This window comes from Vreelandella rituensis (assembly GCF_003336665.1).
Lineage (GTDB): Bacteria > Pseudomonadota > Gammaproteobacteria > Pseudomonadales > Halomonadaceae > Vreelandella > Vreelandella rituensis.
The window spans coordinates 68529-91716 of the sequence record NZ_QPIJ01000003.1 but is presented as its reverse complement, the minus strand read 5'-3'; the positions used below and the strand labels follow the sequence as shown (position 1 = coordinate 91716).

At 56.7% G+C, this 23188-nt stretch carries 20 protein-coding genes and 1 pseudogene; 12 read left to right on the top strand and 9 right to left on the bottom strand.

Annotation, left to right across the window (positions count from 1 at the left end; translation table 11 throughout):
• From DU506_RS03205 to DU506_RS03185, 5 genes and pseudogenes are all read left to right on the top strand, one after another.
• A pseudogene (locus tag DU506_RS03205) lies at nucleotides 1–408 on the top strand (RNA-guided endonuclease InsQ/TnpB family protein); the annotation flags it as partial.
• A gap of 606 nt (nucleotides 409–1014) precedes the next feature.
• Entirely contained in the window at nucleotides 1015–2220 is a 1206-nt protein-coding gene (locus tag DU506_RS03200; protein ID WP_114485511.1) for a thiamine pyrophosphate-dependent dehydrogenase E1 component subunit alpha, read from the top strand.
• A 1-nt stretch (nucleotide 2221) separates the two neighbouring features.
• Nucleotides 2222–3199, top strand: a complete 978-nt coding sequence (locus tag DU506_RS03195; protein ID WP_114485510.1) for an alpha-ketoacid dehydrogenase subunit beta — start codon at nucleotides 2222–2224, stop codon at nucleotides 3197–3199.
• 19 nt (nucleotides 3200–3218) lie between these two features.
• The gene (locus DU506_RS03190; protein WP_114485509.1) at nucleotides 3219–4511 is read left to right on the top strand and encodes a 2-oxo acid dehydrogenase subunit E2; all 1293 of its coding nucleotides are present in this window, start codon (nucleotides 3219–3221) and stop codon (nucleotides 4509–4511) included.
• 6 nt (nucleotides 4512–4517) lie between these two features.
• Nucleotides 4518–6368 carry a protein kinase domain-containing protein gene (locus DU506_RS03185; RefSeq protein WP_114485508.1) on the top strand — a complete coding sequence of 617 codons (1851 nt, stop codon included), beginning with the start codon at nucleotides 4518–4520 and terminating at the stop codon, nucleotides 6366–6368.
• Here DU506_RS03185 and DU506_RS03180 read toward each other — a convergent pair.
• From DU506_RS03180 to DU506_RS03170, 3 genes are read right to left on the bottom strand one after another with little or no spacing between them, the layout of a single operon-like run.
• On the bottom strand, nucleotides 6355–7290 hold the full coding sequence (locus tag DU506_RS03180; RefSeq protein ID WP_235825418.1) for a 5-oxoprolinase subunit C family protein: 936 nt from the start codon (nucleotides 7288–7290) through the stop codon (nucleotides 6355–6357). The genes DU506_RS03185 and DU506_RS03180 overlap by 14 nt on opposite strands.
• Nucleotides 7290–7994 carry a 5-oxoprolinase subunit PxpB gene (gene pxpB / locus DU506_RS03175; RefSeq protein WP_114485557.1) on the bottom strand — a complete coding sequence of 235 codons (705 nt, stop codon included), beginning with the start codon at nucleotides 7992–7994 and terminating at the stop codon, nucleotides 7290–7292. Before pxpB ends, DU506_RS03180 begins: the two co-directional genes overlap by 1 nt.
• Before the next feature lie 20 nt (nucleotides 7995–8014).
• Nucleotides 8015–8767: a 5-oxoprolinase subunit PxpA gene (locus DU506_RS03170; protein WP_114485507.1), complete on the bottom strand. Its 753-nt coding sequence runs from the start codon at nucleotides 8765–8767 to the stop codon at nucleotides 8015–8017.
• Nucleotides 8768–9057: 290 nt separating this feature from the next.
• On the opposite strand from DU506_RS03170, the gene DU506_RS03165 reads away from it, so the two are divergent.
• The 3 genes from DU506_RS03165 to DU506_RS03155 all read left to right on the top strand — a co-directional run bounded on the left by DU506_RS03165 (nucleotide 9058) and on the right by DU506_RS03155 (nucleotide 12026).
• Nucleotides 9058–10047, top strand: coding sequence for a TRAP transporter substrate-binding protein (locus tag DU506_RS03165; RefSeq protein ID WP_114485556.1), 990 nt, complete (start codon nucleotides 9058–9060; stop codon nucleotides 10045–10047).
• Nucleotides 10048–10125: 78 nt separating this feature from the next.
• Nucleotides 10126–10689 (top strand): TRAP transporter small permease, encoded by a 564-nt coding sequence (locus DU506_RS03160; RefSeq protein WP_114485506.1) that lies wholly within the window; start codon nucleotides 10126–10128, stop codon nucleotides 10687–10689.
• Between the two features lie 32 nt (nucleotides 10690–10721).
• Entirely contained in the window at nucleotides 10722–12026 is a 1305-nt protein-coding gene (locus tag DU506_RS03155; protein ID WP_114485505.1) for a TRAP transporter large permease, read from the top strand.
• A gap of 23 nt (nucleotides 12027–12049) precedes the next feature.
• Here DU506_RS03155 and DU506_RS03150 read toward each other — a convergent pair whose 3' ends face one another.
• The 5 genes from DU506_RS03150 to DU506_RS03130 form a co-directional block, all read right to left on the bottom strand.
• Nucleotides 12050–12589, bottom strand: a complete 540-nt coding sequence (locus DU506_RS03150; RefSeq protein WP_235825417.1) for an ABC-type transport auxiliary lipoprotein family protein — start codon at nucleotides 12587–12589, stop codon at nucleotides 12050–12052.
• A gap of 92 nt (nucleotides 12590–12681) precedes the next feature.
• Nucleotides 12682–13623: an MlaD family protein gene (locus DU506_RS03145; RefSeq protein ID WP_114485504.1), complete on the bottom strand. Its 942-nt coding sequence runs from the start codon at nucleotides 13621–13623 to the stop codon at nucleotides 12682–12684.
• Between the two features lie 7 nt (nucleotides 13624–13630).
• On the bottom strand, nucleotides 13631–14449 hold the full coding sequence (locus DU506_RS03140; protein ID WP_114485503.1) for an ABC transporter ATP-binding protein: 819 nt from the start codon (nucleotides 14447–14449) through the stop codon (nucleotides 13631–13633).
• On the bottom strand, nucleotides 14449–15567 hold the full coding sequence (locus tag DU506_RS03135; RefSeq protein WP_114485502.1) for an ABC transporter permease: 1119 nt from the start codon (nucleotides 15565–15567) through the stop codon (nucleotides 14449–14451). Before DU506_RS03135 ends, DU506_RS03140 begins: the two co-directional genes overlap by 1 nt.
• Before the next feature lie 10 nt (nucleotides 15568–15577).
• Nucleotides 15578–17311: a SulP family inorganic anion transporter gene (locus DU506_RS03130; protein ID WP_114485501.1), complete on the bottom strand. Its 1734-nt coding sequence runs from the start codon at nucleotides 17309–17311 to the stop codon at nucleotides 15578–15580.
• A gap of 171 nt (nucleotides 17312–17482) precedes the next feature.
• Here DU506_RS03130 and DU506_RS03125 point away from each other — a divergent pair, with 171 nt between their 5' ends.
• Entirely contained in the window at nucleotides 17483–18754 is a 1272-nt protein-coding gene (locus DU506_RS03125; protein ID WP_114485500.1) for an O-acetylhomoserine aminocarboxypropyltransferase/cysteine synthase family protein, read from the top strand.
• 137 nt (nucleotides 18755–18891) lie between these two features.
• Nucleotides 18892–20535, top strand: coding sequence for a methyl-accepting chemotaxis protein (locus tag DU506_RS03120; protein WP_114485499.1), 1644 nt, complete (start codon nucleotides 18892–18894; stop codon nucleotides 20533–20535).
• Here DU506_RS03120 and rarD read toward each other — a convergent pair.
• Nucleotides 20503–21414 (bottom strand): EamA family transporter RarD, encoded by a 912-nt coding sequence (gene rarD / locus DU506_RS03115; protein ID WP_114485498.1) that lies wholly within the window; start codon nucleotides 21412–21414, stop codon nucleotides 20503–20505. The genes DU506_RS03120 and rarD overlap by 33 nt on opposite strands.
• Nucleotides 21415–21493: 79 nt before the next feature.
• Between rarD and DU506_RS03110 the strand changes: the two genes are divergently transcribed.
• Together DU506_RS03110 and DU506_RS03105 are read left to right on the top strand one after the other, a co-directional pair.
• Complete coding sequence (locus tag DU506_RS03110; RefSeq protein WP_114485497.1) at nucleotides 21494–22309, top strand: amidohydrolase; 816 nt, start codon at nucleotides 21494–21496, stop codon at nucleotides 22307–22309.
• A complete protein-coding gene (locus DU506_RS03105; RefSeq protein ID WP_114485496.1) occupies nucleotides 22309–23013 on the top strand; it encodes a pseudouridine synthase in 705 nt (234 codons plus the stop codon). The genes DU506_RS03110 and DU506_RS03105 overlap by 1 nt, the downstream gene beginning before the upstream one ends.
• Nucleotides 23014–23188 lie beyond the last annotated feature (175 nt).

Here is a 23188-nt window from a genome sequence, read left to right as displayed (position 1 = left end):
GCCAAGCGCCACGCGAAAATTGCCGATGCCCGGCTTGACCACCTTCATAAACTCACCCGGCAGATCGTCAACGAGAACCAAGTGATCTGTGCTGAAAGCCTCGCGGTGAAGAACATGGTCAAGAACCGGTCTCTGGCGAAAGCCATCAGCGATGTGGGCTGGGGGGAGCTGGTGCGCCAGTTCGACTACAAGGCCGCCTGGGCGGGGCGCCAGTTAGTCCAGATCGACCGTGGGTACCCCAGCAGCAAGCGCTGCCATGGCTGCGGGTTTGCAGTCGAATCCTTGCCGCTCAATGTTCGCATCTGGGACTGTCCGGACTGCGGCACCCAAGGCATCGACCGCGACGTCAATGCCGCCCGCAACATCCTACAAGCCGGCACCGCGCTGTTAGCCGGTGCTGAGAGTTGAAGCACTACCGAGGGGCACTCGGGAAGTTACGCCTGTGGAGTTTGTGTAAGACCGGCAATGCCAAGGCATTGAGGCGACGGACAGCGAAGCAGGAACCTGGGAGGTAACGACCAGGGAATCCCCTTCTACAAGCGCGCTAGTGCTGAAGGTGGGGGAGGATGTCAAGTTATCTATATGACGTAAGTCGAATGACAAAAATAATGTTGCTGGGTTGGGGCCGGTGACGTTTCATATCCAGCCATTTTTCGCGCATGTGCGTAAAAGGACGATGGCAACTAAGCTAAAACATCAATCACTACTGAAAGGAAGAAAAAATGCCTTCTACTACCACTATCATCGTTATCGTTGTGGTGCTCGTTGTTGTACTTGGTATCGGCTTCAGCGACGTGCTGCCTTTTTAGAATGCGTTTATATCCTATTTCAGCGCGCTGTAAGCTTTAAGGATATTCATGTTCGCCACGCGTACATGACGTAAGTCGAATGACAAAAATAATGTTGCTGCGTTAGTGTTTAGTCTGTTGCGTTGACCTATGTTGGGGAAATCCTCTGGCATAACAGTACATGACAGTCAACAATGCCCTCAAAAGGGGCAAAAGGATAACAACCATGACGACACAGTATTCCCATGAGCCGGCATTTTTGACCGGTGACGAGTATTCCATTCCGACGTTCAGCCTGCTGGGCCCTGATGGGCAGCTTTATCCCGGCGCCAAGGCGCCTGAGCTGGAGCATGACCAGGCGCGGCGCATTTACCGTTCCATGTTAGCCACTCGCATCCTTGATGAGCGCATGCTTGCCGCTCAACGCCAAGGGCGACTGAGTTTCTATATGCAATGTACCGGCGAGGAAGCCGCAGTGATCGGGGCGACCGCCGCCCTTGATGATGCCGACATGATCATGGCGCAATACCGTGAACAAGGCGCTCTGGTATATCGCGGCTTCAGCTTCGATGAATTCATGAACCAGCTGTTTGGTAATGAACTCGATTATGGCAAGGGTCGCCAGATGCCGGTGCATTACGGCTCTCGCAAACTCCATTACATGACTATCTCCTCACCGCTTGCCACCCAGATTCCCCAGGCTACCGGCTATGCCTATGGGCAGAAACTGGCAGGCGACGGCCAATGCACCTTGACCTTCTTTGGGGAAGGCGCCGCTTCGGAAGGTGATTTCCATGCCGCGCTCAACATGGCTGCCGTGCATGAAGTGCCGGTCATCTTCTTCTGCCGCAATAATGGTTATGCCATCTCCACGCCGGCGGTAGAGCAGTTTGCCGCCGATGGCATCGCGCCGCGTGCCTTCGGTTATCGCATGCACGTGATTCGTGTCGACGGCAACGATATCCTGGCTGTGTACCAGGCCACGCAAAAAGCCCGCCGCATTGCCGTGGAAAACAATAAGCCGGTGCTTATTGAAGCCATGACCTATCGTTCTGCAGCGCATTCTTCTTCCGACGACCCCTCCGGCTATCGCCTGAAGAAAGAGGAAGAGGAGTGGCGTGAAAAAGACCCTGTATTGCGCATGAAGAACTGGATGCTGAACAAGCAGTGGTGGAGTGAAGAAGAAGAGAAAGAGCTCCAGGAAAGTCTGCGCCAGGAAGTGCTTGAAACAATGAAGCGCGCACAAAAACGTCCGGCGCCTGCCTTGGATACTCTGGTGAGTGATGTTTATGCCGAAATCACCCCGGCATTGCAGCGCCAGTTCGACCAGCTAAAGACGCACATTCGCAAGTATCCCGATGCTTATCCCCGCGGAGCGCAATCCCTGGACCCGGATGTCAGTGTCTCCACCATCGACCAGGGAGACTCATGACATGCCGACAATGAACCTCTTGCAAGCGATCAATAGTGCCTTGGATATTGCCATGGCCGAAGACGAGAAAGTCATCTGCTTCGGTGAAGATGTCGGCATATTCGGCGGCGTTTTCCGGGCCACCAGCAACCTCCAGGGGAAGTACGGCAAGGCGCGCTGCTTCAATACGCCATTGGTGGAGCAGGGCATCATCGGCTTTGCCAACGGCCTCGCCGCTCAGGGTTCTGTGCCCGTGGCGGAAATTCAGTTTGCCGATTACATCTTTCCGGCGTTTGACCAGATCGTCAACGAAGCCGCCAAGTTCCGCTACCGTTCGGGCGATCTGTTCAACGTAGGCGGCCTGACGATTCGGACACCTTATGGCGGTGGTATCCACGGTGGTCTTTACCACTCCCAGTCACCCGAAGCTTATTTTGCCCATACGCCGGGGGTGAAGATCGTCGTGCCGCGCAACCCTTACCAGGCCAAAGGGCTTCTACTCGCGGCGATTCGCGATGCCGATCCGGTGATCTTCTTTGAGCCCAAGCGACTGTATCGCGCTTCAGTGGGTGAGGTGCCGGAAGAGGATTATCAGCTGCCTATCGGTGAAGCCGAGGTCCTCAAGGAAGGGACGGATATCAGTCTGGTGGGCTGGGGTGCGCAAATGGAAGTGATCGACAAAGCGGTCGCTTTGGCTGAAGAGGCGGGTTTTTCCTGTGAAGTAATCGATTTGCGCAGTATTTCGCCTTGGGATACGGAAACTGTCGTGGAGTCCGTGCTCAAGACCGGTCGTTTGCTGATTACCCATGAAGCACCGCTTACCGGTGGCTTTGCCGGTGAAATTGCGGCGACGATACAAGAACGTTGTTTCCTGTACCTGGAATCGCCCATTGCTCGTGTGACCGGGCTGGATACGCCTTTTCCATTGTCGTTGGAAAAAGAGTACATGCCCGACCACTTGAAAATTTTTGAAGCGATTCGCCAAAGCGTTGAATTTTGACGCACACAGGAGAAAAACAATGAGCGATTTCATGCTGCCCGATATCGGCGAAGGTATTGTGGAATGTGAAGTGGTCGAGTGGCATGTCGCCGAAGGCGATGTGATCGAAGAAGACCAGCCCGTGGTCGAAGTCATGACCGACAAAGCGCTGGTTGAGATAACCGCCCCGGAAGCCGGACGCATTACAAGGCTTTATGTGTCCAAGGGTGAGATCGCCAAGGTTCATGCCCCGTTATTCGGCTACCAGACGGATGAGGAAAGCACCCAGGGTAACGAGCCGCAGGCAACTCCTGCGCCAGCCGCCACCGAGCCACAAGAGCAGAAAAGCCCTGCGGCGGCGGGCGCGATGCCTGAACGTACGCCATCACCATCGTCTGCGACACCGCAAGAGAGTTCTCAGCTCACGCGAGGAGCCTATGGCCGAGTGCCGGCAAGCCCGGCGGTACGCCGCCTGGTGCGGGAATACAAGCTGGAGCTAGAAGTGATTCCCGGCTCGGGCAAGGATGGCCGGGTATTGAAAGAAGACGTGCTGAACTTCGTGGAGCAGGGCGAGTCCGGCCAAGGGGATGTTTCCGTTGCGAGTACCTCACCTGTGGCAAGCTCCGAGGAAGTGCGTGTAGAGCCATTGCGGGGCATTCGCGCAGTGATGGCCAAGCGTATGGTCGAATCAGCGACCACCATTCCGCATTTTCAGTATGGTGAAGAGTTCGATATCACCGATTTGCTGGCGCTCAGGGCACGTCTCAAACCCAAGATGGAAGCATTGGGTGAACGCTTGACCTTGATGCCGTTCTTCATGAAAGCGATAGCATTGGCGGCGGCTGAACACCCGATTGTCAATGCCCGCCTGAATGCGTCCGCCGATGAAATCCATTACTACAGTGCCTGTAATGTGGGCATGGCGGTGGACAGCAAGGTGGGGTTGCTAGTGCCTAACGTCAAGCAGGTCGAGACGTTGTCCGTGTTGGACATCGCCCGTGAAGTGTCACGCTTGACCAGTGCCGCACGAGAAGGGCGCGTGGAGCAACATGACTTGAAAGGCGGCACTATCAGTATTTCCAATATTGGTGCATTGGGCGGCACCTATGCGTCACCGATCATCAATGCCCCGGAATCGGCGATCGTCGCTATCGGCAAGACGCAATGGCTGCCGCGTTTTGATGAAAACGGTGAGGTACAGCGTCGCGCTATCATGACCGCAACCTGGGCAGGCGATCATCGTCTGATCGATGGCGGTACCATCGCGCGGTTCTGTAATGCCTGGAAAGGCTACCTTGAAGCGCCGGAAACCATGTTGTTGCAGCTGCGGTAACGGAAAATGACCCAGGCATCCTTGCAGCAGTTTTATATTCCCGAAGAACAGTCGGTTTATCTGCTAAGCCATCATGACGCGCGCAAACTCAAGGATTGGGTCGCGTTATGCCAAACGCAGCTGGCTCAATTGGGCTATCGGGACATCCAACTGATCGGCAAGGGTGCCTACGGTTTTGTCTTCGCAGGCACCACTCCCACCGGGGATGAATACGTTTTCAAGTTCACCCGGGTTACCTTGCCGGCTCATCTACAGGAACGCCTGGAAGAAGAAGCCTTCATGCTGGAGCAGGTAAAGCACCCAAGGGTGCCGGCTCTGGTGGCCTATCAGCGGGTGCGAGGCCAGTCGATTCTGGTCATGCAGCGGGCACCGGGGTTGAATCTCGAAGAGTTTTCCCTGCGTGAGGGGCGCTTGTCTGCGCGGCTGGTGATGCGCATTGCCGTGCAGTTGGCGGATATCCTGAGTGCGTTACGCCGAGAGACCGGCGCGAACCCGCGTCCGATCGTGCATGGCGATATCAAGCCTTCCAATCTGGTCTTCGACCCCGAGCATGAGGACATTGCCCTTATCGACTGGGGGTCCTCGGTGTTTGCGCAACTCGATGCCAATCAACAGTTTGTGACCGCCAGTGTCATGGAGCTGATGTCGGATAATCTTCAGCAGACCAATGCTCGCCTGGGCGATGTGTATTTCATCGGCGAGGAACAACTCAATGGTGCCCTTTCTTCTCCACGCTTCGATGAACAGGGCGCAGCGGGAACGCTTTACGCTCTGGCCTCGGCACAGTCCTGTCGTTTCGGCCATCGCGCCATTCCGGCATCTTCGCTGGGGCTGCCGATGGAATTGGCGCGGACTCTGGATGGCATGCTCGACCCCGACCCTTCAGTACGTTTGCGTGCCGGCGATCATTTTATCGAGGCCATGCCGCGCTTGGCTCGATTGGTGATGGTTGAATTGCCGGAACCGCCTTCGACATCGCTGGTACCCATCTGGAGCCACGCCACCGAGCGGGAAATCGATACCGTGGTTTACAGTTCGCGTAAGGCATTTCTGCGCGAAACCGGCGGGCAAGAGCTTCTCAACGATGTCAATGACGTCCAGCTCGATCGCTATTACAAGAACTTCATGCAGGACATGGGCGAGACCGAAAAGGCTTTTCTGGCAGCGGTAAGCCGCTTGGGGAAATATCCCGTCGTGGGCGGTCTCGCAGTGCGCTGGGAGCGCGATGGGGTATATATCGATACCTCCCTGAATTTGCATGATGCCGCGCTTAAACCCGCCTTCGTGGCCGCGGTCAATAATATCGTGCATCTGGCGCGCGCCATCCATCGGCGCGGGATCTTCAAAAGTTGTCTATTCAATGCACGGGATACGCTACACCTGGAACGCACGCATCCTGCCGAACCTTTTTACGTGCTCAAGGGTATGCGGATTCGCTATGAAATGAGCGCCGTGCCGGAGCTGGAAGACCGCACACGCCAGCACAGCTATTTCGAGGATGGCCCTGACCCGGAAGAGCTTTTGACATTGCCCGAGTCAATCATGACGGCGCTCAAGGCGCTCAACGAGATTCACCACACTGGCATGATCATCTTCGAGGCGTTACCCCACCATCTCAAGATTCACAGTTATTACCGCTTGCTCGACCCCAGCCGCGAACAGGCATTTGCCCGGCATCTGACCAGTATTCTGGATGCCGTCGATCAGATCGAAGGGCTGGGGGTGTCGGGTTTCATGAAGATGCCCTACAAGGACACGCGCTACTTCACTCATCTGGAGCGTCAACCGGAACGCTTTTATCCGCGCGACCCCCGGGCAGCGGCTGCCGAAAGGAAGATTGCGGCTAAAAGCGGTTGAGTAACGCCAGATAGGCCTCGCGTGCTTGGGTGGCAGTCACCGGTTTCAGATGTATCTCGGTACCGGGCAGGCACTGGGCGAGGGTGGCGCAGGCGATCGGCGTCAAGGCGCCGAGACGCGGGTAGCCACCGATGGTCTGACGATCGTTGAGCAACACGATGGGTTGACCGTCGGTAGGCACCTGAACGGCGCCCAGCGGAATACCTTCGGAAATCATCCCGGATAACCTGCAGCTCAACGGCGGACCCAGCAGGCGTACGCCCATGCGGTCGGCGCGGTTATCCACCTGCCAAACGCTATTAAAAGCCTGGTATAGGCTGAGACCGGTGAAATGCCCAGCCTGTGCCCCGAGAACCAGTGCCAGCCGACAGCTGCTGTTCGGCATGGATGGCGCAAGTTCTTCGGGCAGCCGTCGTTCGCCGGGAGCCTTGCCAGGCCAAGTCAGGCGGTCACCGGCCTTGAGCGGTTGGCCGTCATCGTGCAAGCCGCCCAGGCGCTCCCGTGTGGTACAGGCACGGCTGCCTAGTATTTCGGGGGCATCGAGACCGCCGGGGAAGGCCAGGTAGGCACGTAGTCCGGTACGAGGTTGGCGAAAGATCAGACGTTGCCCCGGCTTGACGATAAAACTGGTGCCCGGTGCAAGCGAGGTATCATCGAGCGTGGCATCGAGATCAGCGCCCACCAATGCCAGGCGGGTCGGGCACTCTACCGAGAGTGTCAAGCCGCCCCCCACCACGATTTCCAGTGCCGCGCTATCAAGCGGGTTGCCCAGAAGCCAGTTGGCCCAGCGGTGTGAAATCCAGTCGGCCGCACCGCTCTGTGTCACGCCCAGATGGCGCACTCCGAAGCGTCCCCCATCCTGGATCAATGCCAGTGGTCCCGCCTTGTCGACGATAATTCCCTCGGGTATCTTGCTGTTCACTAACGCTCCTCCAGCGGGCTGGTGTCACCGCCCTGGGCTTCAAACTCGCTACGCGATATCGACTTGAAGCGTACCTTGTCGCCCAGGCGCAGCAACGGCTCGCCGCGGCGAGCAAAGTCGTAAAGCGGCACGGCGGTTCTACCCAGAATGTTCCAGCCGCCGGGTGAAGGCAGTGGATAGATCGCGGTCTGGCGTTCCGCGATGCCCACGCTACCGGCAGAAACCTTACGCCGTGGCGTGCTCAGACGCGGTGTGGCGAGTGCTTGTTCGACCAGACCCATAAAGCTGTAACCGGGCGCGAAACCCAGTGCGAACACGCAGTAGTCATGGGCGCAGTGGCGTCTGATCACTTCCTGGACTGTCAGGCCGGCACGGTCGGCGACGCGCGATAGCTCGGGGCCGACGCTTTCGTCATACCACGCCGGAATTTCGTGCAGCTGCCCGGCCTGGGTATCGGCGGGGGTCAAATGCTCAAGGGCCGCCAGGATACGAGCACGGGCCTCTGTATGGTTCAGTTGCCGACAGTCGTAATGTATCAGCAAGGTTGTGTAGGAAGGCACCAGGTCAATCAGGGATTCGCCGAAGGCCCCGCGCAGCGCCTGGTCGGCCGCCATGATCCAGGCCATGTTTTGCTCATCAATGCTGTCGAAAAGCCGTACCATGATGCAGTCCATGGCCACGGTTTCCATGCCCACGGTTTCCATGGACAGTTCCGGCTTGGCTTTCACGCGGACTCCAAGGCTTGAAACGCTTCTCGAATGGCGCGTACCGCAGCGATCGATTCCGGGTTATCGCCATGCACGCAGATCGTATCAGTAGGCAAGTGAAGTACGGTGCCATCCAAAGCCGTCAAAGGCTCGCCCTTGGCCAGCGCAACGGCCTGGGCAACGATGGTTGCCTGGTCGCGATGCACCGCATTGGGCAGCCGTCTCGAGGCTAGATATCCCTGGGCGTCGTAGGCGCGGTCGGCAAACGTCTCGAACCATACGCTGATGCCCATTTCGGCGGCTAACTGGCGGTTGGGTTCCGGGTCAGCGGTCGCCATCATCACCAGCGGCAGCTCAGGGTCATAGGCACGTATCGCTCTCATCACTCCCTTGAGTAATTCGGGGTCACGAGCCATGTCATTGTACAGGGCGCCGTGGGGCTTGACGTAATGCAGACGTGTGCCTTCGGCTTGACAGATGCCGGCCAGGGCGCCTATCTGGTAGAGCACGATGTCTTCCGCTTCCTGAGGGCTATGGGATATCGAGCGGCGGCCAAAGCCCATCAAGTCGGCATAGGCCGGGTGAGCGCCAATTCTGACGCCATGCTTATTGGCTAAAAGCACGGTGAGGCGCATCACATGCGGGTCGGAGGCATGAAAGCCGCAGGCGATATTGGCACAGTCGACGTAAGGCATGACATCGGCATCCATGCCCAGCGTCCAGTTGCCGAAGCTTTCGCCCATATCGCAGTTGAGCAAGGGAAGGGTCATGAAGACTCCTGTTATTGATTATGTCGGCGATTGATGAAATCGAATCGATGCGTTCTGTAAAACCCCCAATATATGGATTCGACTTCTCAAGAACCAATTTCTCAAGTACCTATCGTACTTGGCAATAGCATATATCGAGACTGGGTGCCATGTTTTCAGCGTTAGGAAAAAAGTTTGACGCTATTGCTCGAGGGGCATATCACTTGAAGGATGCGAAAGCCCCGAGATGGTCCGCAAAAGGCTGTATCTATTCTGGCCATCTATTATTCCTGATTAAGAGGACCTTCATGATGCATAACAACATCTTTTCTCCCCTAACGTTGGTTTTGGCCTGTGCGTTTGCCGCAGGTACCGCCCAGGCAGCCGAATGGAACATGGCCACGCCTTATGGCGATGCCAGCTTCCATACGCAAAATAACAAGCAGTTCGCCGAAGACGTAGCCGAAGCCACCGATGGCGAACTGAGCATCAATGTACACAGTGGCGGTTCGTTGGTGTCCCATGGGGAAATAAAACCCTCGGTACGCCGCGGTACTGTCCAGGCCGGTGAGATATTTCTGTCTATCCTCTCCAACGAACATCCCATCTTCGAGGTCGATACGCTGCCTGGGGTCGCCGGTAGCTACGACCAGGCTTACGAGCTGTGGGAAGCCACCAAGCCGATGATCGCCGATCTGTTAGCCGAAGAAGGTCTTATGCCGCTTTATGCGGTGGCTTGGCCCGCTCAAGGGATATATACCGATTTCGAGTTGACCAGCGAAGACCAGTTTGAGGGGCTGAGAGTGCGGGCGCCCAACATCAATACCCAGCGTTTCGTGCAGAACCTGGGAGGCATTCCTACCGAGACCGAAGAGTCGGATATCCCCACGGCCTTCAGCACGGGCCGGGTGGATGCCATGATCACCTCGAGCTCCACGGGTAATGCGATGACTGCCTGGGATTATGTCTCGCACTATACCGAGGCCAATCTCTGGCTGCCCAAGAACATCGTTTTCATCAATCAGCGGGCTTATGATCGTCTGGACGAGGCAACCCAGGAGGCACTGCTGGATGCTGCCGCGCGAGCCGAGGAGCGTGGCTGGGAAATGAGCAAGGAAAACAACCAGGAGAGCCTTGAGGCACTGCAGGAAAACGGCATGACGGTCTCCGAGCCCAACCAAGAAGTGGCCGCAGCGCTTCAGGCCGCCGGGGATACGTTGTTTGAAAACTGGCAGGAACGCGCCGACGAGGCCACCTTGGAAGTGCTCGAAGACTACCGTCAACAGCGCGATGCTGAATAGTGAAGAAGCATTGAAACAAACGCCGGTGCGGTGGAAATATCCACCGTGCCCTGTTTCAGGGTTTCACGAGATAATTTCATGACGTTCAAGTTCAACAAACTCTATCAGTGGGGAGCATGGGGCGCCGCTGCCTGCATGATCATGATCTGCGCGCTGATAGCGATCCAGGTCATCTTCCGGGTAGTCGATGCACTACTGACCATGGTGGGCATGGATCGTCTGGGGATGAGCATTACCGGTGTCTCTGAAATCGCCGGCTATCTGCTGGTCGGTGCTACCTTTCTTGCGCTTGCCTATACGTTCGTGCACCAGGCGCATATTCGCATGACGCTGGTCATCACGCGATTGCCATCGACAGTCCGGGTATGGTTCGAGGTGCTTTGTCTGGTGATTGCCTTGGCACTATGTGTGTTGCTGATCTACGGGCTGATCGACCTTACTCGGTTAAGCCTGGTTTACGGAGATGTTTCGTCGGGCTTTCTATCCATTCCGCTATGGATTCCTCAGACGGTACTAGTGGTCGGTGTGGCATTGCTGGGCTTGGCACTGCTTGAAGCACTCCTCATGACGCTACGCATCGCCTTGACCGATCCTTCGAGTTATCACGAAACCACCCAAGTGGATAATTCCGAACGTGACTGAGTTCCAACCCGTCCTCTAGCGGAGAGACTCTCGTGCTGATATTGAGTGTGGCCATTATTTTGACCTTGGGATTGCTGCTGGGAAGCGGGGTGTGGATCGCCTTTGCCTTGATCGGCACTGCCTGGGTTGCACTGACCTTTTTTACCCCCTTCGCGGCGGGCCCGGTACTTGCTTCGGACTTCTGGGGGGCGAGCTACGGCTGGGATCTCACCGCGTTGCCGATGTTCATCTGGATGGGCGAGATACTGTTTCGTTCGGGACTGGCCGACAACATGTTCCGGGGCCTTTCGCCGTGGCTCAACCGGCTGCCGGGGCGGCTGTTGCACACCAACATCATCGGCAGCGGCATGTTCGCCGCGGTGTGTGGCTCTTCGGCAGCAACTTGCGCCACCGTGGGCAAGATGACACTGCCTGAACTCGAACGGCGTGGCTATGACAGCAACATGGCGATTGGCACCCTGGCCAGCGCCTCGACGCTAGGTCTGCTGATTCCTCCTTCGATCATGCTGATCGTTTACGGCGTGGTCACCGAGCAGTCGATCTCGCGGCTGTTCATGGCGGGTATCGGCCCGGCGTTGTTGATCCTTGCCTTGTTCATCGGCTATCTGGTGCTCTGGGCGCTACTCAAGGGTAACCGCGAAGGGCTCACCGGCCACGACGAATCCTCCATGCCGTTGGGCGAAAAGCTGCGTAATACCTGGGCATTGGTGCCGATACTAATACTCATCGGCGGCATCATCGGCTCGATCTATGGCGGTTTGGCATCACCTACCGAAGCGGCCGCCATCGGTGTCGTGCTGTCGATCGTGATTGCGCGATTCAATGGCAGTTTCAACCGGCGCATCTTCAGCGACTCTCTATTCGCCGCGATACGCACCGCCTGCATGATCGCCTTCATCATCGCCGGGGCGTCGTTTCTCACCTCAGCCATGGGCTTCACCCAGATACCCATGCAGCTGGCGCGCGCCATCGGTGAGATGGGGCTTTCACCGACCATGTTGCTGGTGACGCTGACCTTGTTGCTGCTGGTGATGGGGTGCTTTCTGGATGGTATCTCGCTGATCCTGCTGGTGACCGCGATCATCATGCCGCTGATCGATGCGGCAGGCTTCGACCTGATCTGGTTCGGTATCTATCTGGTGGTGGTGGTGGAGATGTCGCAGATCACTCCCCCGGTAGGTTTCAACCTGTTCGTGATCCAGGGGCTGACCGGCAAGGACATTCTGACGATTACTCGCGCCACGCTGCCATTCTTCCTGCTGATGCTGCTCTCCATCGCCTTGATGCACTGGTTTCCGCAGATTGCCTTGTATCTGCCCCAGGCGATGAATCGCTAGCGGCGGAGCTGGTTGCTGAGTACTTAATATTGATTAGATAGTTCGCCATGCAGCCAGCCGATCAATTCCCGGCTCAGTTCATCGCCGGCTTCACCGAACGCTGCCACCACCTGGGGTATCTCCACGCTCTCGGCCTTGGCGCTGGCGCTTAGTGAGCGGCTGGCGACAGGTTGCCGGTTGGCGTCGAGCAGTTTGACGTCGAGTTGCAGCCTGGCTTCAGGGTGGCCCTGGATATACTCGCTCTGAAAACTGCGCAGCTCGCTCAGCAAGGTGTAATCGGTGGGCAGTTTGCCGCTGCTGACGCTGGCGAAGAGACCGCTTTCCTGAAGCGCTTCAATCAAGCGTTGCTGAACGAGTACCGGCGCATCGTCGTGCCAGCGCGCGCCCTCATATACGCTGACCACCATGGGTTCAGGAAATACCACAATACGTTCGCTACCCAACAGGCGGCCGGCTTCCGGTGTCTCTACTCCTAGCGTGATGGAACCCAGCGATGCAGGTGCTTCGTTGATGCTGCTGGCGGGAAGACGATAAAGCGTCAATGACTCCTGTTCAGGTAGCACGGTACAACCTGAAACAGCCAATGCCGTGATACAGGCCAGTAGTGAAGACCTAAGTAGCGGCTTCGGTAGGCGGAGCAAGAAGCTTGATTTATTCAAGGGCTGAACTCCTCTACGCGATCGCGCCCGAGTAGAAAATCAGTGGGGTTTTCATTCAGACGCCGCGTAAGTCGGTTGAGGTTGGTAAGGGTCTCGCGCAATTGATCCAGGGCGGGGGCTATGTCTTGACTGCCTTGCAATCCGATTTCGATGGCTTGGGCGTTATTTTCGACCAACTGCTCGATGCGCTGTGCGGCTTGCGCCACGTTGTTGCTGGCATCCGTGGCGCTTTGAAGCATTTGTTCTCCATCGTCCTCGAGTAACTGGGTCGTTGCCTGGCTAAGCTTGCTGATATCGGCCAGGGTCTGGGTCGCTTCTCGAGTCAGCTCCCCAAACAGCGCCATATTTGTATCCAACGCTTCTTGCTGGGAAGCGATGATTTGCGTTATCTGAGCCACGTTAGCCACTATTTCCTCGGCGCGTTGGGCATTATCGTCGGTAAACAGTTGGTTGATGTTGCTCAGGATTTCATTGATGTTTCCAAGCGCTTCGCCGCCCTCATCGAAGAGAGCCGCGATGGGCGAGGGATCGGCGCGAATCAACGGCGGATGAGTGTCTGCTTCACGGTGCAACAAGGGGCTCTCCGGGTGGCCACCATACAGCTGAATGCGCATATTGCCGGCCACACTGGCCAACGCCAGGCGTGCCCGCGTATCTACCTTGATAGGGGTGTCCTGGTAGACGCGAATATCGGCCAATACCTGACGTGGGTCGTCGGGGTTGAGCTTCAATTCCGTGACGTTACCCACTTCTATGCCATTGTATTGGACCTGGCTGTCGGTAGATAAGCCGCCCACGCTTTGCTCGAACAAGACCCGGTACGCATGGTATTGCTGTTGCCTGCCGGCCTGGTTGATCCAGAGCGCAAACAACAAGGCGCCACCCGCCAGTGCCAGGGTAAAGAATCCGATCAATACATGATGCGCACGGGTTTCCATGGGCTGGCTACTCCTGAAGGTGGTGAGTGCTGGCGGCTTGCTGGGCGGCCCGACCCCGAGGGCCATGAAAATACGCCTGAACCCAGTCGTCCTGGGTGGCGGCTATCTCATCCAGGGTGCCGGCTGCCAGCACGCGCTTTTGCGAAATCACCGCCACCCGGTCGCAGCTTGAATAGAGTGTATCCAGGTCATGGGTGACCAGAAATACACTGAAGCGCAGGGCGTCGCGCAGGGTGACCAATAGCTCATCGAAGGCCGCCGCACTGATAGGGTCCAGCCCGGCAGTCGGTTCATCGAGAAACAGTACATCCGGGTCGAGTGCCAGCGCTCGCGCCAAGGCGGCACGCTTGACCATGCCCCCCGAAAGCGACTCGGGAGACTGCAGGGCGGCGCTGGCCGGCAAACCCACCAGGGAAAGCTTGACGCGTGCCAGGTACTCGGCATCCGAGCGGGAAAGTCGCGCATGCTCAATCAAGGGAAGGGCAATATTTTCCTGCAAGTTCAATGAACTGAATAAAGCGCCGCGCTGAAAGAGCACGCCGAAGCGCCGCTCCATCTGGCTGCGTTGCTGGCTATCCAGTGAATCCAGAGCCTGGCCAAACACTTCCACGCGGCCTTCATCCGGGCGCTTGAGTCCCACGATGCTGCGCAACAACACGGACTTGCCCGAGCCGGAGCCGCCGACGATGCCCAGGATCTCTCCCGGCAGCACATCCAGGTTGAGGTTGTCGTGAACCACATTGTCGCCGAAGCGATTGACCAGTCCCCTGACGCTTATCACCGGCTCTTGATCCGCTGTTTTATGCTTCGTTTGCCTGTCGCTCATCACCAACCCATTTCCATGAAAAATAACGCGGCAAGCGCATCCAGAAGAATCACCATGAAAATCGACTGCACGACACTTGAGGTGGTGTGTTCTCCCACGGACTGAGCGCTACCCTTGACCTTGAACCCTTCCAGGCAACCGATCAACGCAATCACAAAGGCAAACACCGGAGCCTTGCTGAGTCCAAGCAAAAAATGCGTGACTGCAATATCACGCTCCAGGGTGCCGATAAACTGGGATAACGCAATATCCAGGGACAAGGAGGCCACCATCGCGCCGCCCGCCAGACCGCTGAGCATCCCCACAAAGGTCAACAAGGGCAAGGTGATCAGCATCGCCATGACGCGAGGCAGTACCAGCAGCTCAATGGGATCGAGGCCCTGGGTCCGCAGGGCGTCGATTTCTTCGTTGGCTTTCATTGACCCGAGTTGCGCAGTGAAAGCACTGGCGGTGCGCCCGGCGAGCAAGATCGCCGCCAAGAGGACGCCGAATTCGCGCAGAAAGGAAAATGCCACCAGGTCAATGGTATAAATAGTGGCGCCGAAATTGCGAAGCACTGTCGCGCCGAGAAAGGCCACCACGGCGCCCACCATGAACGTCAACAACGCCACGATGGGCACGGCGTTGAAGCCGCTTTGCTGAATATGCGCAACGATGGCGGTAATCCGCCAGCGGCGAGGATGCCACAAGATCCGCGCGAAGGTGGCGACTACCAGGCCGGTAAACCCCATCAATTGAAGCTGCTGGTGCCACAAGGCTTCGACTTGCTGGCCGAGCATCGCCAGCATGGCGTGCCACCAAGACTCGGACACTGGTTTGGGCGCCAGGGACATGCTCATGGCCTGGGCCACCCGGGCCAACAAGGCCTGGCGCTCTGCCGAAAGCGACGGTGCCCATGCATGAACGTCACCGACTCGTTCGGCTCCCAGTAACTCGACCAGCAAGGCGGCGCCGGCGGTATCGATGGCCCGCAGATTTTCCAGGTTGACCTCATGCACCTGCCCAGCCTGGGCCGGCAGGCTCGCAATGGCGGCTTTCAACTGTGAGTAATGGGCAAGCGTCCATTCGCCTTCAATGGCGAGTTCACCTTCCTGATAGTCCACCCATTGGGTTGACATGGGCAACTCCTTAACTGGAAAGGGGGTGACTATGGCTATATTCCCCAAGCTCTCTCCAGGCGGCATAAGTGCTTAGAAATACCCGCCCGGTCAATTCATCCAGAAAATCACTGCGTTTGAGCTGATCCATGACGGGACCTTTGATCTCCGCCAGATGCAGGGTAACGCCGGAGTCCTTGAGATGTGCATTGATTGCATCGAGACTTTCCAGAGCGGAGGCGTCAATCAGGTTGACCGCTGAGCAGATCAGCACCACATGCTCCAGTTCCGGGCGAGTGGCAATCAGATTGTATAAGGTGTCTTCAAGGTAGCGGGCATTGGCGAAATACAGGCTTTCATCGATACGTAAAAGCGCTAGATGAGAAGCGGTCTCCACTTCATGGCGCACCACATTACGAAAATGCTCGGTATCCGGCACTCGACCCACCAGGGCGCTGTGGGGGCGGCTGGTACGATATAGAAATAGCCCGATCGAGAGGATGACCCCGGCAATGATGCCCATCTCGACGCCTTCCACCAGCGTAAAAGCAATGGTTACCGCCATGGAGGAGAAATCGGTACGCGAATAACGCCACGTCTGGCGCAGCATGGGAATATCCACCAGCGTCAGAATGGAAACGGTAATCGTGGCTGCCAAGGTCGCAATCGGGAGGTAATACAGCAGCGAGGTCATCGACAAGGTCACAACCGCGATGCCTAATGCGGCAAAGGCGCCTGCGGCGGGTGTCTTTGCACCGGCATCGTAATTGATCACGGTGCGCGAGAGACCCCCGGTAACCGGCATGCCGCTGGAAAGACCCGCCGCCAGATTCGCTCCCCCCAGGCCGATCAATTCCTGGTTGGGAGAAATTCGCTGGCGATGCTTGGCAGCCAGCATTTGCCCCATGGATACCGACTCCACGAACCCGACCAGGCTTATCAGCAGGGCGGGAATCAACAGGGCGCGCCATAAGGAGGTATCGGCATCCCAGGGCAGGCTAAGAGCCGGAAGCCCTTGGGGAATACTGCCCACTACCGCGACGCCATGCTCGGCGAGTCCTAAATGCCAGGTCAGCAAAGTAGTGATAACCACGGCAAATACCGGCCCGGCCTTGGCTATCAAGTCGGCCAACATGCTGCGAAGCCCCAGCCGCATCAGGGTTTTCTTACCTTGACGGCGCATGAGCACCAGAAACAGGAGGGTGCCGAAGCCAATTCCCAGCGTCGGCCAATGCAGGCTCGGCAAGTTGGGAACGAGACTGATCAGGCGTTCAACGAGCGTGAAACCGCTACTTTCGATGCCCAGCAGGTTGCCCAGCTGGCTGGTGGCAATAAGAATACCTGAAGCCGTGAGAAAGCCGGAAATCACCGGATGGCTCAGAAAGTTGCTGAAAAACCCCAGGCGCAAAAGCCCCATGGCTATCAGCATGACGCCGGAAAGTAGTGACAGGATCAATGCCGCTTGCAGGTAATCGGGCGTTCCCGGTGTGGTGACGCCCGAAAGCGCCGCGCCGGTCATCAAGGCGATGATAGCCACCGGGCCCACGGCCAGGGTACGGCTGGTACCGAACACGCAGTACAACAATTGCGGCAGGATACTGGCATAAAGCCCTACCACGGCGGGCAACCCCGCCAACAGGGCATAGGCCAATGACTGGGGAATCACCATGATGGTCACTATCACGCCCGCCAGAAGGTCGGCACCAAGCAAACGACCATGATAGTGAGGCAACCAGCTGAGTATGGGAAAGTAGCGTTTGAACATGAGCCTCTAATGGCGCTAGGAAGGGTGAACGATAAAAAGGGTGAACGATAAAGTAGTCAGACTAAACGATATTGGCTTCCAGGGTGAGCCTTGGTTAGCATCAGATGCAATTGCACCAAATGAAGACGCGGATGCGCTTTCATCCCCATCACATCGCCATAAGGATACACGATGAAACCTGAAACCATTGCTCTACATCATGGTTATGTCCCTGATAATCAACATGCCGTGGCAGTGCCTATTCATCAGACGACATCTTTTTCGTTTGATAACGCCCAACATGCCGCTGATCTTTTCGATCTCAAGGTCGAAGGCAATATCTATTCGCGCATCATGAACCCCACCTGCGCCGTGCTAGAACAGCGTATTGCCGCCCTGGAAGGTGGCATCGCCGGCTTGGCGGTAGCCTCGGGAATGGCGGCGATCACTTACGCTATCCAGACCATTGCCGAAGCCGGCGACAACATCGTCTCGATCAGCGAGCTGTACGGCGGCACCTATAATCTGTTTGCGCATACCTTGCCGCGCCAGGGCATTCAGGTGCGTTTCGCCGATAAAGACGATTTTGCCGGTATCGAAGCGCTTATCGATGAGCGCACCAAGGCGGTGTATTGCGAAAGCGTGGGAAATCCCTCGGGTGGTATCGTCGATATCGAGCGTCTTGCCGAATTGGCCCATCGCCATGGTGTTCCGGTGATCGTGGATAACACCACCGCCACGCCGTTTCTGTGGCGGCCAATCGAGCACGGTGCGGATATCGTGGTGCACTCGGCCACCAAATACATTGGCGGCCACGGCACGACCGTGGGTGGCGTCATCGTGGATTCCGGAAAATTCCCCTGGGCTGAGCACGCAACGCGTTTCCCGCTACTCACCGAGCCGGATGTGTCCTATCACGGAGTAAGTTATACCCGCGATGTCGGCGAGGCGGCGTTCATTGCCCGTGCGCGAGTGGTGCCACTTCGCAACATGGGTGCGGCACTCTCTGCGCAGGCGGCTTGGAACCTTCTGCAGGGCCTGGAAACACTGGCGTTACGTATCGAGCGTATTTGTGAAAACACCCATAAAGTCGCCAACTTTCTGGAGCAGCATCCTCGGGTTACCTGGGTGCAATATGCCGGTCTCGAAAGCCATAAGGATTTCGCTTTGGCGCAGAAATACATGGGTGGCAATGCCTCTGGGATTCTTAGTTTCGGCATTGAAGGCGGGCAACAGGCCGGTGAGCGTTTCTATGATGCCTTGAGTTTGATACTGCGTCTGGTCAACATCGGCGATGCCAAGAGTTGCTCCTCGATTCCTGCTTCCACAACACACCGTCAACTCGATGCGGATGAGCTCAAGGCTGCAGGCGTGTCGGCGGACATGGTTCGGCTGTCGATAGGTATAGAGCATATCGAGGATATTCTAGCCGATATCGATCAAGCACTTGCATCGATTGGCTGAGACATCGGCACCCCTCGAAAGTGCTAGTCCGTTCAGTCGTTTAACACGTTAAGCTGGGAGGTGGGGGAAGAGACAGTGGGTGCCGTTTTCAGCGCTACTGTCTCGTTACATCAATTTCAATAAAAAGAGCTCAGCCCATGCGTATATTGCCGCTAGTGTTTTCGACGGGATTGTTTGCCGTATCCGTGCTGTTGGCTTATCAAGGAGGGGGGTGGGTTTACCTCGGCTTGGTATTGGCGGCAATGGGGGGTGGGCTCTGTGTATTCAATGGATTGGTGAACGTCTATTACGCTAGTAAGGATGGGTTGGCACGTATCCGACTGTGGCTGTGGCCGGTGCAGGATTATCGTTCACTACGGGCCATGGCATATCGGTTGATGAGCCGGGCGAGCAGTACCGCGATTGCATCGGCGGAAGTGTCGTTTCACGCCGACAAGATGGATCAGCGGCTGGATCATCAGGAAGCCATGGCCCGTGAGGCTTCTTCAAGCATGGCGGCGATCAACACCGCGATTGTGCAGGTCTCATCCAGCGCGTCCCAAGTGGCTTCCTTGGCGGAAAGTGCCCGCCAGGCCAGTCATCATAATCGCAGTGAACTGGATGAAGTCATCACTGAAATGATGCAGATTGCCGAGCGCTCGGGTCAGGCACTGGAAATGCTCAATTCTCTCAATGACAAGATAGAGCGGGTGCGCAACGTGACCTCGATGATCGAGGGCATTGCCGAACAGACGCACCTGCTCTCGCTCAACGCCTCTATCGAAGCGGCACGGGCGGGGGAACATGGTCGTGGTTTTGCGGTAGTGGCGGGCGAGGTACGCAACCTAGCGCTAAAGACCTCCACGGCGACACAGAGCGTTGATGAACTGGTCAAGGACATGCACCAGAGCGGCCAAAGCGTGGTTGATACCATGGGGCATTTGATGGCGCGTATCAATGAACGTTCGCATGGTATCAAGAGTGTGGGGAGTAGCCTGGTCAGTATCACCGAAGATTTTGATCAGGTGCATCGCGAAATCACCAGTGTCGCGGATGCCATGGACAATACCCGCCAACATAGCCAGACGGTAGCCGATAATCTGCGTCAACTGGAAGACGACGTGGACGAAGGCAATCGTAATATGCATGAGTTGGCACAGCAGGCCAGGGCCTTGATGGAAGCCGCAGAAGGAGTGGATAGCGAGCTGGCGCAACAACGACTCGATGGGCGCCATCAGCAAGTGTTTCATGCCGCGAGGGCCACCGCCGATCATCTGGGTAAACTGTTTGAAACCGCCTTGAAAAGAAGCGAGCTACAGGTTTCCAGCTTGTTTGAACCACGCTATGAGCCGATTCCGGGCACCAGCCCGCCCCAGTACAAGACCGGCTTCGATTCTTTTACCGATCGCCATTTACCCGATCTTCAGGAGCCTCTGCTCAAGACGCTGAAAGTAGGCTACGCCATTGCCTGTGACCGCAACGGCTATGTCCCCACCCATAACCAGGCGGTAAGCAGGGCGCCCTCTGGTGATTATGCGCACGATCTGAAGTTCTGCCGCAACAAGCGCATTTTCGATGACCCTACCGGCAGCCGTTGTGGGGCGCATGAAAACGCCTTGCTGCTGCAGACCTATAAACGCGATACCGGGGAAATCATGCATGATCTTTCGGTGCCGATATATGTCAATGGCAAGCATTGGGGAGGTTTCCGTATCGGCTACCAACCTGAGCAAGCCTCAATCGCTCAACTTGAAACCAGCTCTCCACAACTAATCAGTGACCAGCGCCCGGCTCGGGCGTGATTGCCAGGCGGACCAGGAGTACATTGCCAGCCCAGTCCAGATCAGCAAAAAGGTAGTGAGCTGGATGGGCGAGAGAGGTTCGTGAAAGACCAACAGGGCAATCAGAAACTGAATGCTGGGGTTGATGTACATCAGAAACCCCAAAGTGGCCAAGCGCAGGCGTCTTGCCGCTCCGGCAAATGCCATCAAGGGCAAGGCGGTGATCACACCGCTGGCGATCAGCAGCAAGGTGGTGAATTGCTCATCGGCAAAGTGCGAAAGCTCCTGCAGACTGAGCCAGCTCAGTGCCAACAGGCCCAGCGGAAGCAGCAAGAGAGTTTCCACGAACAACCCGGAAAGTCCGTCCAGCGGTATCTGTTTTCTGAGCAGCCCGTAAGTGCCAAAGGACAGCGCCAGTGCCAGGCTGATCCAGGGTAATTCCCCGAGCAGAAAGAATTGAATGGCAATCGCCAGCGTCGCCAGCCCCAGGGCGACCAGTTGCAACCGGGCCATGAACTCACGCAACACCAGCATGCCCAGCGCTACATTTACCAGGGGGGTCAGAAAATAGCCCAGACTGGCCTGCAACACCTGTTTGGTTTCCACCGCATAAATATACAATCCCCAGTTAAGGGCAATAAGCAGTGCGCAGCCCAATACCCGCCCCAAGCGTTTTGGCTCAGCCAAGGCCAGCCTAACCGGCGCCCAGCGTCCAAGCAGGGTGATCAAGCCCACTAGGAAAAGACATGACCAGATTATCCGATGTATCAATATTTCATAAGCGGGCACTCCCTCGAACAAGGCGAAAAAAAGCGGAAAGCAGCCCCACATGACATAGGCGGCAAGCCCGAACCCCACGCCTTTGGCGGCTTCCGGATCAGCATTGTTTGAGCGGAGCATGACGGCCTCATCGTTGAAAAATGCTAATCTAGCACATAATGAACCCCAGATTATTAAAGCGGATGAAGGAGCATTATCGATGAGTAAGCTGAGAGCCAGCCTTGTGCAATGCGACCTGCGCTGGGAAGATCCACAGGCTAATCATCAGCACCTGGAGACCCTACTGGGCGAACTGGATGGGCATGAAACGGATCTGATTGTGTTGCCGGAAATGTTTGCAACCGGTTTCACCATGAATTCGCGTGAGATGGCTCAGCCGATGCAGGAAAGCCTTAGTGTGGCGTGGCTGAGTGACCAGGCGCAGCAGCGTGATTGTGTGATGACCGGCAGTGTGGCGATCAAGGATAATGGCGAATACTACAACCGGATGATCTGGGCCACACCGGACGGTGACATCGTGCATTACGATAAGCGTCATCTATTTCGTATGGCCGGTGAACATGAACGCTATGGCATGGGCAAGGAGCGTTGCGTGGTGGAACTCAAGGGCATGAAGCTCTTGCTGAGCGTCTGTTACGACCTGCGCTTTCCGGTATGGCTACGTCAGCAGCCCACTGCCGATGAGGCGTTTGAATATGATGCCCTCTTGTGTGTCGCCAATTGGCCGGCTCCCCGGCGTCAGCCATGGCGCACCTTGCTACAAGCCCGAGCGGTGGAAAATCTGTGCTATGTGATTGGGGTCAATCGTGTGGGTGAGGATGCCAAGAGCATGCATTATGCCGGCGACTCGATGTTAGTCGATTTCAAGGGAGACACCATGATTGACCGCGCAGCCGACACTGGTTTCATCGAGACAGGCACTCTGGACAAGGACGCTCTGGATACATTTCGCGAGAAGTTTCCCGCCTGGCAGGATGCCGATCGTTTTCAACTTTTGCCGGGAGTAGGGCACTGATGCGTCTGGATCGTTTTTTGAGCGAAACCACGGAATTGACCCGCAGCCTGGCCAAGCGAGCGCTCAAACGTGAAGAAGTCACCGTCAATGGTGAAGTGACCAAGCAAAGTGCGTTACAGCTTGACCTTGAGCAGGACAAGGTCACTTGGAATGGTGTGTCGCTCGAGTTGGTCGGTCTGCGTTATCTGATGATAAACAAGCCGGAAGGCGTGGAATGCACGGCACGGCGAGGGTTGTACCCACGAGTAGTGGAGTTGATCGATCTACCCAAAGTGGAACGCTTGCAATCGGTTGGCCGCCTGGATGTAGACACTACCGGCCTGTTGTTATTGACCGACGACGGTCACTGGTCGCATCGGGTCAGTGCCCCCAAAAAGCGTTGTGGCAAAGTGTATTTGGCGAGTCTGGCGCAACCCCTGGAAGGAAAGCAGGCGGAAGAGGCCATTGCCCGGGTTAGCGAAGGATTAATGCTGGATGGTGAAGAAGAGCTCACGCACCCGGCTACCCTTGAAATGTTGACGCCCACTCAGGCACGCCTGACCATCACTGAAGGCCGTTATCATCAGGTAAAACGCATGTTTGCAGCTCTGGGCAACCACGTGGAAGCGCTGCATCGCGAGTCAATCGGCCCCTTGGTGCTGGACCCTTCACTGGAACCCGGCGAATGGCGCGAGCTTACTGCCGAAGAAGTCGCACTGTTCTGAACCTTGTCCCAAAGGAACGGCATTAAGACTGAAGGAAGGCACTTGTCTTTCCCGGTGGTACCGTTTGGGTCCGCCGAGATGGGGTGAGTGTCTTTAAAAATGTGCTGCTGATCGTTCTCCTCGTCGTTTGCGGGATGCTAGCAATACAAGCGAAGTTTGATATCGTGCTTGCTAC

Bases quoted from the DNA above. Each gene is read 5' to 3' on its own strand.
- DU506_RS03200 (WP_114485511.1), top strand. From the start codon at position 1,015: ATGACGACACAGTATTCCCATGAGCCGGCATTTTTGACCGGTGACGAG.
- DU506_RS03195 (WP_114485510.1), top strand. From the start codon at position 2,222: ATGCCGACAATGAACCTCTTGCAAGCGATCAATAGTGCCTTGGATATT.
- DU506_RS03190 (WP_114485509.1), top strand. From the start codon at position 3,219: ATGAGCGATTTCATGCTGCCCGATATCGGCGAAGGTATTGTGGAATGT.
- DU506_RS03185 (WP_114485508.1), top strand. From the start codon at position 4,518: ATGACCCAGGCATCCTTGCAGCAGTTTTATATTCCCGAAGAACAGTCG.
- pxpB (WP_114485557.1), bottom strand. From the start codon at position 7,994: ATGGAAACCGTGGGCATGGAAACCGTGGCCATGGACTGCATCATGGTA.
- DU506_RS03170 (WP_114485507.1), bottom strand. From the start codon at position 8,767: ATGACCCTTCCCTTGCTCAACTGCGATATGGGCGAAAGCTTCGGCAAC.
- DU506_RS03165 (WP_114485556.1), top strand. From the start codon at position 9,058: ATGCATAACAACATCTTTTCTCCCCTAACGTTGGTTTTGGCCTGTGCG.
- DU506_RS03160 (WP_114485506.1), top strand. From the start codon at position 10,126: ATGACGTTCAAGTTCAACAAACTCTATCAGTGGGGAGCATGGGGCGCC.
- DU506_RS03145 (WP_114485504.1), bottom strand. From the start codon at position 13,623: ATGGAAACCCGTGCGCATCATGTATTGATCGGATTCTTTACCCTGGCA.
- DU506_RS03140 (WP_114485503.1), bottom strand. From the start codon at position 14,449: ATGAGCGACAGGCAAACGAAGCATAAAACAGCGGATCAAGAGCCGGTG.
- DU506_RS03135 (WP_114485502.1), bottom strand. From the start codon at position 15,567: ATGTCAACCCAATGGGTGGACTATCAGGAAGGTGAACTCGCCATTGAA.
- DU506_RS03130 (WP_114485501.1), bottom strand. From the start codon at position 17,311: ATGTTCAAACGCTACTTTCCCATACTCAGCTGGTTGCCTCACTATCAT.
- DU506_RS03125 (WP_114485500.1), top strand. From the start codon at position 17,483: ATGAAACCTGAAACCATTGCTCTACATCATGGTTATGTCCCTGATAAT.
- DU506_RS03120 (WP_114485499.1), top strand. From the start codon at position 18,892: ATGCGTATATTGCCGCTAGTGTTTTCGACGGGATTGTTTGCCGTATCC.
- rarD (WP_114485498.1), bottom strand. From the start codon at position 21,414: ATGCTCCGCTCAAACAATGCTGATCCGGAAGCCGCCAAAGGCGTGGGG.
- DU506_RS03110 (WP_114485497.1), top strand. From the start codon at position 21,494: ATGAGTAAGCTGAGAGCCAGCCTTGTGCAATGCGACCTGCGCTGGGAA.
- DU506_RS03105 (WP_114485496.1), top strand. From the start codon at position 22,309: ATGCGTCTGGATCGTTTTTTGAGCGAAACCACGGAATTGACCCGCAGC.